Source organism: Flavobacterium sp. (genome assembly GCF_046317795.1).
Classification (GTDB): Bacteria; Bacteroidota; Bacteroidia; order Flavobacteriales; family Flavobacteriaceae; genus Flavobacterium.
Genome location: NZ_JBKCVI010000120.1, coordinates 1 through 10092, shown reverse-complemented (window position 1 = coordinate 10092; position 10092 = coordinate 1). Strand labels below are relative to the sequence as shown.

At 33.3% G+C, this 10092-nt stretch carries 5 protein-coding genes and 1 pseudogene; 3 read left to right on the top strand and 3 right to left on the bottom strand.

Annotated elements, in window-relative coordinates; genetic code table 11:
* Positions 1 to 4327 (bottom strand): annotated as a pseudogene (locus tag ACK5ON_RS07045) (hypothetical protein); the annotation flags it as partial.
* Between the two features lie 23 nt (positions 4328 to 4350).
* Positions 4351 to 4881 (bottom strand): hypothetical protein, encoded by a 531-nt coding sequence (locus ACK5ON_RS07040; protein WP_396174608.1) that lies wholly within the window; start codon positions 4879 to 4881, stop codon positions 4351 to 4353.
* Between the two features lie 633 nt (positions 4882 to 5514).
* Between ACK5ON_RS07040 and ACK5ON_RS07035 the strand changes: the two genes are divergently transcribed.
* Genes ACK5ON_RS07035 through ACK5ON_RS07025 form a run of 3 tightly spaced genes read left to right on the top strand, consistent with a single transcriptional unit; the run spans position 5515 to position 9025 of the window.
* Positions 5515 to 6000 (top strand): SixA phosphatase family protein, encoded by a 486-nt coding sequence (locus ACK5ON_RS07035; protein ID WP_396174607.1) that lies wholly within the window; start codon positions 5515 to 5517, stop codon positions 5998 to 6000.
* Between the two features lie 2 nt (positions 6001 to 6002).
* Positions 6003 to 8135, top strand: coding sequence for a polyphosphate kinase 1 (ppk1, locus tag ACK5ON_RS07030; RefSeq protein ID WP_409821172.1), 2133 nt, complete (start codon positions 6003 to 6005; stop codon positions 8133 to 8135).
* Positions 8135 to 9025 (top strand): exopolyphosphatase, encoded by an 891-nt coding sequence (locus ACK5ON_RS07025; RefSeq protein ID WP_409821169.1) that lies wholly within the window; start codon positions 8135 to 8137, stop codon positions 9023 to 9025. Before ppk1 ends, ACK5ON_RS07025 begins: the two co-directional genes overlap by 1 nt.
* Before the next feature lie 189 nt (positions 9026 to 9214).
* Here ACK5ON_RS07025 and ACK5ON_RS07020 read toward each other — a convergent pair whose 3' ends face one another.
* Complete coding sequence (locus tag ACK5ON_RS07020) at positions 9215 to 10036, bottom strand: hypothetical protein (RefSeq protein WP_409821167.1); 822 nt, start codon at positions 10034 to 10036, stop codon at positions 9215 to 9217.
* Between the last annotated feature and the right edge of the window lie 56 nt (positions 10037 to 10092).

The window sequence follows — 10092 nt, the reverse complement described above, 5'->3', positions numbered from 1 at the left end:
CACATGGACCAACTCCACAAGTATCATCAACTGTCATATCAAGATTATAGGTAAGAGGACACGGGAGATTACTATTTATGAAATAACTGAACCTATATACTCCTAAAGGAATGCCATTAGCATTGAAAGAATTGCCATTAGAGAAACCGCCTACATTGTCAACATTAATCCATACACCGCCAGTTGTTCCTGGTGGTAATAAAGAGTCCAAATTAATTACTAAATCTTGATATGTGCAACTTCTTTCAAGTATTAAATGTGGCTGTACTGGTTGTGTACCTTGGTTTACCCAACTACATGAAGTAGTGTTGAATTGGAAATTATCCCAACAGTTTACAACTGGTGGTTGTACTGGTTGTGAACCTTGGTTTACCCATGAACAGCTCGTTGTGTTGAATTGGAAATTATCCCAACAGTTTACAGTTGGTGGTTGTACAGGTTGTGTACCTTGGTTTACCCAACTACATGAAGTAGTGTTGAATTGGTAATTATCCCAACAGTTTACAACTGGTGGTTGTACTGGCTGTGTACCTTGGTTTACCCAACTACATGAAGTAGTATTGAATTGGTAATTATCCCAGCAGTTTACAACTGGTGGTTGTACTGGCTGTGTACCTTGGTTTACCCAACTACATGAAGTAGTGTTGAATTGGAAATTATCCCAACAGTTTACAGTTGGTGGTTGTACAGGTTGTGTACCTTGGTTTACCCAACTACATGAAGTAGTGTTGAATTGAAAATTATCCCAACAGTTTACAGTTGGTGGTTGAGGCGCTTGTGTACCTTGATTTACCCAACTACACGAAGTAGTGTTGAATACAAAACTATCCCAACAGTTTACAGCTGGAGGTTGTACAGGTTGTGTACCTTGGTTTACCCATGAACAACTCGTTGTGTTGAATTGGAAGTTATCCCAACAGTTTACAGCTGGTGGTTGTGCAGGTTGTGAACCTTGGTTTACCCAACTACATGAAGTAGGATTGAATTGGTAATTATCCCAACAGTTTACAGCTGGTGGTTGTACTGGCTGTGTACCTTGGTTTACCCAACTACATGAAGTAGTATTGAATTGGAAGTTATCCCAACAGTTTACAGCAGGTGGTTGTACAGGTTGTGTACCTTGGTTTACCCATGAACAGCTCGTCGTGTTGAATTGGTAATTATCCCAACAGTTTACAGCTGGTGGTTGTACAGGTTGTGTACCTGTTACATCCCATACACAAGTTGATGTATTGAAAGTGGCAGTTTGGTAACAAGCCACTGTTGGTGGAGTTGGTATGGTTCCAGTTACATCGTACAAACAAGTTGTTGGATTAAAGGTTGCCGTTTGGTAACAAGCCACTGTTGGTGGAGTTGGTATGGTTCCAGTCACGTCGTACAAACAAGTAGTAGGATTGAAAGTGGCAGTTTGGTAACAATCTAACTCTGTTGGTGGTGTTGGCATTGTACCAGTTACATCATATTTACAAGTAGTAGGATTGAAAGTGGCTGTTTCGTAACAATCTAACTCTGTAGGTGGTGTTGGCATTGTTCCAGTAACCTCGTATTGACATGTTGTTGCATTGAAAGTGGCAGTTTGGTAACAAGCTACAGTTGGTGGTGTTGGTATTGTTCCACATGTTACATTTATCGTAACAGTTGCAGAATCACAATTGGCATTATTATTTAATTCACATAAATTATAAATAATTGTATAAGTTCCAACTGGAGTTCCAGCAGGAACACTAACTTGTCCATTTATTGGATTAATGAATGGAACAGGATTAGAAGGTATACCGATAGGAGTTGCTGGAGTTGTAACAGTTATAGTAACTTGAGAAATAGTTGCTGGAGTTCCATTTAAAGTATCATCCCCATTGCCATTATTGCTTAAAATATTTCCAATATTAGAGTTACCTGTAGTTTCATTTACACCATTTAAGGTATCATTTTGTGCTATAATTGGAGGACATTTAGAAATTGTGAAAGGAAAGTTACATTGTTGTATAGTGTTTGGTGGAACAGCATAATACGTTACTGTTGAACCCGCCACAAGAGGAATAGGATTAGCATCTGTATATTCAATTGAATTTATGGTAACCGGAAACTGATTGTAAAACTTTGAACCAATTGGGAAGAATGAAGCAATTTCAGATGTTCCAACACTAGTGTTTGCATTGCAGTAAGAAAAGCTTCTTATTGATGGAGTATTTTGACAATTTTGTTGCACATAATTTGCAGCTTCTATTTTGACTGAAAGCGCATCTGGTAATGGATTTCCAATACATTGTCCGCTTACATCATGTCCACGTATTACTTTTTTGTCAACAAATGCAATTCCACTTGTTGCTCCAATACCACTCATGCTTCCATCAACTAATATAGAATTACCACAAGTTGTATTGATTAGTATGTTACAATCAGTAGTAGCTTTAAGTCTAAATCTTAGTTTTGCCAATACTGTATTTGGATTTACAGGTAAATCTAAAGTTCCAAAATCCCAAACTAATGAACCAGTTGCTCCAAGATTAGGTAAGAATGTAACATTATTTGGAGTTGGAATTGTTTGAGGGCTAAATATGGTTCCAACTGCACTTCCAGCTACATAAGTTGCATTGAATGGTATAGGAAAAGTAACTTTGAAGTTATTAATTGCTTCAGAACCTAAATTTTTGATATCAACACTAAACTCGCCTTCTTGTCCGGGTTCAAGAGTATATGGTAAAACAGGTGGATTGTTATTTAAAGATAAAGGTGATATTACTCCTTCAGATTCTGATATAAAAGCATCAACTGACATAGCAATTGTAAAAATAGAATAGGTTTCAGAAGTTGTGCCATATTTGAAATTTGTAGAAGTTTGATTATTTCCAATTATAGAATTTCCAGAATTAGGAATAGTAAACATGACTACATCAATCCCTGTGTTGTTCACTAAATTTGGATTTCTTGTACCACCGGTATTAATTGAGGAATTAAAGAAGTTTGTAGTTGAATTTCCTGCATGGCTTAAATTGGTATAGCTATTAGTATTGAGGTTTCTAATTCTGAAATAGTCGCCAGAAAAACTTACATCACCTTCACTAGCCATTAATCCTAACTTCACTCCGACGTTTCCAGATTGAGCAGCATTGAATCCAGAAACAGGTAAATCGTAACCAGTAGTATTTGTAGAAGCTACATAGGCATATCCGTCAAATATTGTTACATCTCTCCAATTCATTTTTGTGTTTTCATAAATAACTATCATTCCCCAACCACCAGAATATCCAGTTCCACTAACGTTACCTTCAAGTAGCGCCATGTCAGCAACTGTATATTGTCCAAGCCCACCAGTGACAGCTGATTTAACATAGTCAGTGATTTCAGCATAAGCAGCATAAATATTATCATCAATTCCAGTAGGATAGTAAATGTCATTTGCAGCTGCTGTGATTTGAGTGTATGAAGAGGCACCTGGTCCTTTTAAAGACACAATTCTTTTATTAAATGTTTTGGTAACATTAGTTGTAACTGATGCAATACCTGCAACATTAACATCCGTATTTGAATTGTTTTGTATATTTAAGGCAGTTTCATTTGTTCCTCCATTACGAATTAAATTATTAATGGTAATTGTTAACGTTCCATCAGTTATGGTATATGGTGTAGCAAGGGTCGCTTGAGTATTATCAACATTTACACTAACTGGAATATTAGTTTCAGTTCCACCATTAACAGAAAGAGTCACTCTATTAATCGCTGAACTGTTGTAAAATCTAAAGGCATAGGTTTGTCCATTACCAGAAAATGTATATATTGGATAAAAATTATTACTTGAACCACCAGTTGTTACAGATAGAGTATAATTTGTAGAATAAATAGGGCTCGTACTTGCAATATTTTGATTGTGAACAATATTTAAGTTATTATTAACAGTTTGAGGAGATGCAACTCCTTTGGTTACATTAAAAGTAGCATTAGGGGAAGATCTGCCTGTCCAATATAAACCAGCGTAAACAATATTAGAACAAGCCGGAATAGCTCCATTTTCTGTTGATAAAACTAAAGTTGAAGAAGAAGAATTAAATGTATTTGAATCTCCATCTGTATCAACATAAATCATAAACTGATTATTGTTGTTGGCGGTAGGACTATAGTTTTGAGGTGTCAAACAAGTATTACCCAGCATTGTAAAGTCACCTTTAAGATTATATATCTTTTTGTTAGGTGAATATTGAGAGGTTCTTTGAGTAAAAGCTTTTCTTACCTGTGCTTCTGCAGTATTTGAAACTCCAAATAGAATTAACAATAAAATGGCAATGCTTTTAAGCTTTTTTACGACTGAATTAAAGTATAGATTTTTCATATATTCTTTTTTTGTCTCAATTATTAATTAGTGTCTCCTTTTTCTACCTTATAAAAAACACTATATATCTCATTTTTTCCTACTATCATGTTTGTAATAGCTTGTGCAGTAGTATCAAAACTTGATATAATATAAATATATTTTAAGTTCTTAAAGCTAGAAAATAATTCCAAGTTGATAGTGGAATTCAATTGATTTGCATTTTCTAATTTTATAATGATAATTTCAATGTTATTTTTTAAAGTAATTGCACTGTTTAAATTATTTAGAGAATTAAGATCAGTAAATAGGTTTTTTGGTTTTTCACCATATATTTTTTCAACACCCGAAAAATAGTAGGTTGAAGGTTGAGCATCATAAATTAAACTTTTAACGTTCTGGATATTCAATAAAGCCACAGCTGACTGATTTGCGCTATTTAATGGAGTCAGGTAATCATCAATGGCTATAACATTCATCGATGTAGTAGAAGTTGAAATTCTAGTTGAATTTTGAGAAAAAATGGTTACAGTGTAAAATGTAAACAGTAGGATAATAATAGTATTTGTTTTCATACAATTAGATTTAGTAGAATAATTTTTTTTAAAAATTAAATCAGGGCTCGAATTGAGAATGTAGGCATATTGAGGTTATAATATTTTGGGTTATACTATATTCATGTAAAAATATACACTATGTTAATATATTCATCATTTTCTCTATAAACAACACGAAAACTCGTTAATATGTCAATTATCTTTCAAATATTGCACTTATATTAAAAAAAAATATCTTTTTTACTCAATTATTGACATAAGATTTTTGGGTTTTGATGGTTTATCTTGTCATTTTACAATTATTTTAAAGTTCGAAATTAATTTTTATTTTTTAATTTACCAAAAAAAAAATCGATAAAATGTATTATTTTATAGATAAAGTGTATAATTTGGAATATTTATAGTATAAAATACTACAAAAAATAAATAATCAATTGATTAAAACAATTTATTTTTTAACGAACAAACATGTTTATTTAATTTGATTTTTTTTTAAATTTTAAAAATCTATTCTTTATTTTTTTTAAATTATTTAGGAGCAATAATTTAACTAACATGCCTTTGGTTTAAAAAATCAATTTAATTATACTTCCATTATTAATTTTAATAGTTTAAATTTATTCCCTTAAATAACTTTGAAGAATTATATTCATGAAACAACTAATGCTAGTTAGACATGCCAAATCTAGTTGGGATGCACCGCTTCGAGACTTTGATAGACCATTAACCAGTAATGGAATACATGATGCCCATTTAGTATCATCAGAGATTAGTAAACATATTCCAAAAATGTATCTACTTTGGAGCAGTCCTGCCAAGCGAGCAGCAGAAACTGCTGTTATTTTTGCCCAAAACATATCCTTTCCCGTTGAAAGTATCGTTTTTAAAGAGGAATTATACACTTTTGATGGAAAAAAACTTGAGGAAATTATAAAGTCTTGTCCAGATGTTTATGATAATTTGATTGTTTTTGGGCATAATGAGGCCATTACAAATTTTGTCAATAAATTTGGGAACATTTTTGTTGACAATGTTTCCACTTCCGGTTTTGTAAAGATTATTTTTGAAAATACAAGTTGGAATAACATTGAAAATGGCATTACAAAAAAAGTTATTTTTCCAAGAGATTTAAAATAAATATGAGTACAGATAATGGTTTTCGTTATATAGACAGAGAAAAAAGTTGGTTGGCATTTAATGCCAGAGTTTTACAAGAGGCAGCCGATGAAACTGTTCCTTTGTTGGAAAGATTGCGTTTTATTGGTATTTTTTCTAATAATTTAGATGAATTTTTCCGAGTTCGATTTGCTGCTATCCGAAGATTGAGTTTGTCTGGAGAAACTGGAGAAAAAATACTTGGCGGAATTTCAGCCCAACAACTCATTAAAGAAATAACCGAAATTGTAATCAGACAACAGTCAGAGAGTTTAAAGGTTCTTAATAAAATTGAAAAAGAATTAGAAAAACAAAACATCATCATCATTAATGAAAATGAAATTTCTGGTGAGCATGATAACTTTATTAAAGACTTTTTTATTCAAAAAATCAGTCCAGAACTTGTTACAATTATTCTCAATGATTTAGCTGAGTTTCCATTGCTAAAAGATACTTCTGGCTATTTAGCGATTAAATTGGTAATGAAAACTGAGCAAAAATCAAAGATGTTAGGTTTGGTAAAAGCCAAACAAGAAATTCGATATGCCATCATAGAGATTCCAAAAAACACCAATCGAATTGTAGAACTTCCTCTAAAAGATGGAAAACAATATTTGATTTTGTTAGATGATATTATCCGTTACAACTTGAGTAGCATTTTCAATATATTCGACTACAAAAGTATTTCGGCTCACATGATAAAAATTACTCGAGATGCTCAGTTGGATATTGATAGCGACATGAGTAAAAGCATGTTGGAAAAAATAGCCACTTCAGTAAAAGACAGAAGAATAGGTGAGCCAGTACGTTTTGTTTATGATCAATCAATTGACAAGGATACACTGAAATTTTTCTTGAATAAAATGGGGATTGATGCTTCAGATGGTGTTATTCCTGGAGGAAGATATCACAATAGACGCGATTATATGAATTTTCCAAATCTGGGTCGATTTGATTTACTTTACCCACCAAGATTGCCACTTCCAGTAGAAGGATTATCTTTGGATGGTAGTATCTTAAATAAAATTGCTCAAAAGGATTACTTAATCTATGCCCCATACCAGTCGTTTTCTTATTTAATAAAGTTTTTAAGAGAAGCAGCTTTGGACCCAAAAGTAAGTTCCATAAAAATTACGTTATATCGACTAGCAAAAAACTCTCAAATCATAAGTTCTCTGATTAATGCAGCTAAAAACGGAAAGAAAGTAATCGTTCAAATTGAGTTGCAAGCGCGTTTTGATGAAGCCAGTAATATTTCCTATGCAGAGCAAATGCAACAAGAAGGGATTGAACTTATTTTTGGGATTAAAGGATTGAAAGTACACAGTAAAATATGTGTAATTGATAGAATTGAACAAGGAAAGTTAAAGCGCTATGGATTTATTTCTACGGGTAATTTCAACGAATCAACCGCTAAAATTTATACAGATTTGACCCTATTCACATGCCATCAACAGATTTTGAAAGATGTTAATAAAGTATTTGATTTCTTCGATGTTAATTATAGAATACACCGTTACAAACATTTAATAGTATCACCACATTACACTCGTTCAAAATTCTATAAATTAATTGATAGAGAAATAAATTATGCCAAAGTAGGAAAGCCAGCTTACATTAATTTAAAAATGAACAGTCTATCCGATTATGGAATGATAGATAAATTGTATGAAGCAAGCAATGCGGGTGTGAAAATAAAATTGCAAGTAAGAGGGATTTGTTCGCTAATTCCTGGTGTTAAAGGAATGAGTGAAAATATTGAAGCCATCAGTATTGTAGATTATTATTTAGAACATTCTAGAACATTTATTTTCTGTAATAATGATGACCCAGAAGTATTTATTTCTTCTGCCGATTTTATGACAAGAAATATTGAAGGTAGAGTAGAAGTTGCTTGTCCAATTTATGATGAAGAAATAAAAAAACAGATTATTGATACTTTTAATGTGGGCTGGAAAGGAAATGTAAAAGCACGTTACCATTCCGAAAAATTCGAAAATAAATACAGAATTCGTGCTGGGGGAGAACCAATTTTCCGTGCCCAACACGAAACGTACAATTATTATTATCATCGCGCGGAAAAGATAAATCTCAACACTAAAACAGTTACAATTTAATGATTACAATAAAAAAATATGCTGCTATCGATATTGGTTCCAATGCCATGCGATTGCTCATAACCAATATTGTAGAACAAAAAGAGGTGGCAACTCAATTCAATAAAAGTGCTTTAATCCGTGTACCTATTCGTCTTGGGCAAGACGCTTTTACCGTTGGTGAAATTTCCGAAGAGAATATAGAAAGAATGATTGATGCCATGAAAGCTTTCAAACTGTTGATGAAAGTATATAAAGTAGAGAAATACAAAGCATGCGCCACATCGGCCATGCGCGAAGCTTATAATGGAAAAGAAGTTGCCGAAATTGTAAAAGAGAAATGTGATATTGATATCGATATTATTGACGGAAAAATTGAGGCAACCATTATTGCTACTTCCGATTTGCATGATTTCTTAAAAACAGACCAAACGTATTTGTATGTAGATGTTGGTGGCGGTAGCACCGAGTTTTCGCTCTTTTCTGATGGTAAAATGGTAGCTTCCAAATCCTTTAAAATAGGAACTGTTCGCATGTTGAACAATATGGTGTGTGACATTGTGTGGGAAGAAATAGAAAAATGGATAAAAGCCATTACAGCCAAATATGAAAATGTAATCCTGATAGGTTCAGGCGGAAACATCAATAAACTTTTCAAAATGTCGGGTAAATTGCAGGACAAACCGTTGTCTTATTTATACTTGAACTCGCAATACCAATATTTAAATTCCCTCACTTACGAGCAACGCATAGCTGAACTGGCTATGAATACTGACCGTGCCGATGTAATTATACCTGCTACTCGCATTTATTTAAATGCTATGAAATGGAGTGGAGCACGACAATTGTTTGTGCCAAAAATTGGTTTAGCCGATGGCATTGTAAAGGCCTTGTATCAAGGGACGATTTAAAATAAAACTAAATGAAGTATTTTCAAATTCTAGTTATGATTATTGCAGTTGTAGTTTTTTTTCTAACTGTTCAAAGATTAAATTTATCTGATTTAAGTTTTAAAACTAATAACGAGATTATCTTAGAATAGTATTAAGTATCGGTATCTTTTTAATCTATTGGGGTAAAGTTTTCAAGAAAAAAAGTATTTAAACATCCAACTCAAACATCTTTCTCAACAACTCTAAATTGGGATTAATTTCCAACAATCGATTGTATTTGTCCTGATTTGTGTATGCTTTTTTCAAGACCAACTGCTCGTTTACATCTACTTGAATGGTAATATCGTGGTTGTGTAATTTTCCTCGAAGATAGCCCAAAAGTTCGGGTTTTTCTTTTTCAAAATCTATCTTCGAGCTTTCGTTGGGTAACTCATGAATGATAGTCGTTCCGTTAAGTTTTGGATCATTAATAGTTAATAATGAAGCCACAATGCGATACCCTTTATCTTCCAATCGTTGAGCATATTTGAGCCATTGTTCTAGCATTTCGGTTTCGGTAAACGGTTCACTTGGCAAATGGATTACCTCTTTCGCTTCCGATTTTTTTGCTTCAGCCATTTCTTTTCTAATACGAATACTAGCTATGGATGTAGCGGATACTTTTGCAGTAGTTACATTAGTCTCAGGTTGCGAGTTTCGGGTTTCGGGTTCTTGTACTTTTACAGTTTCCGGTTCATCAACACGCAACTCGCAACTTTCAACTCGGAACTCGGAACTCGAAACTTCCAACTCGGAACTTTCAACTCGCAACTCGGAACTCGAAACTTCCATCTTCCCGCTTCCCGCTTCCACTATAGAAAAACTATTGTTTCGGAAATAAGTCGGTGGAATTATAAAGTCAGACTTTTTTTTTTCTCCATCAAAGTTGATAGAGGATATTTGCATCAGTGTGAGTTCAACCAACAAGCGTTGGTTTTGCGAGGCTTTGTATTTTAAATCGCAATCATTGGCTAAGTCTATTCCTTTCAAAAGAAAATCTTGTTATACTTTTTGTGCTTGTTGTCCGTATAATTTTTGTGCAGCTT

What these genes read in the sequence shown, in the direction of transcription:
- ACK5ON_RS07040 (WP_396174608.1), bottom strand. Translation starts at nt 4,881, where the DNA reads ATGAAAACAAATACTATTATTATCCTACTGTTTACATTTTACACTGTA.
- ACK5ON_RS07035 (WP_396174607.1), top strand. Translation starts at nt 5,515, where the DNA reads ATGAAACAACTAATGCTAGTTAGACATGCCAAATCTAGTTGGGATGCA.
- ppk1 (WP_409821172.1), top strand. Translation starts at nt 6,003, where the DNA reads ATGAGTACAGATAATGGTTTTCGTTATATAGACAGAGAAAAAAGTTGG.
- ACK5ON_RS07025 (WP_409821169.1), top strand. Translation starts at nt 8,135, where the DNA reads ATGATTACAATAAAAAAATATGCTGCTATCGATATTGGTTCCAATGCC.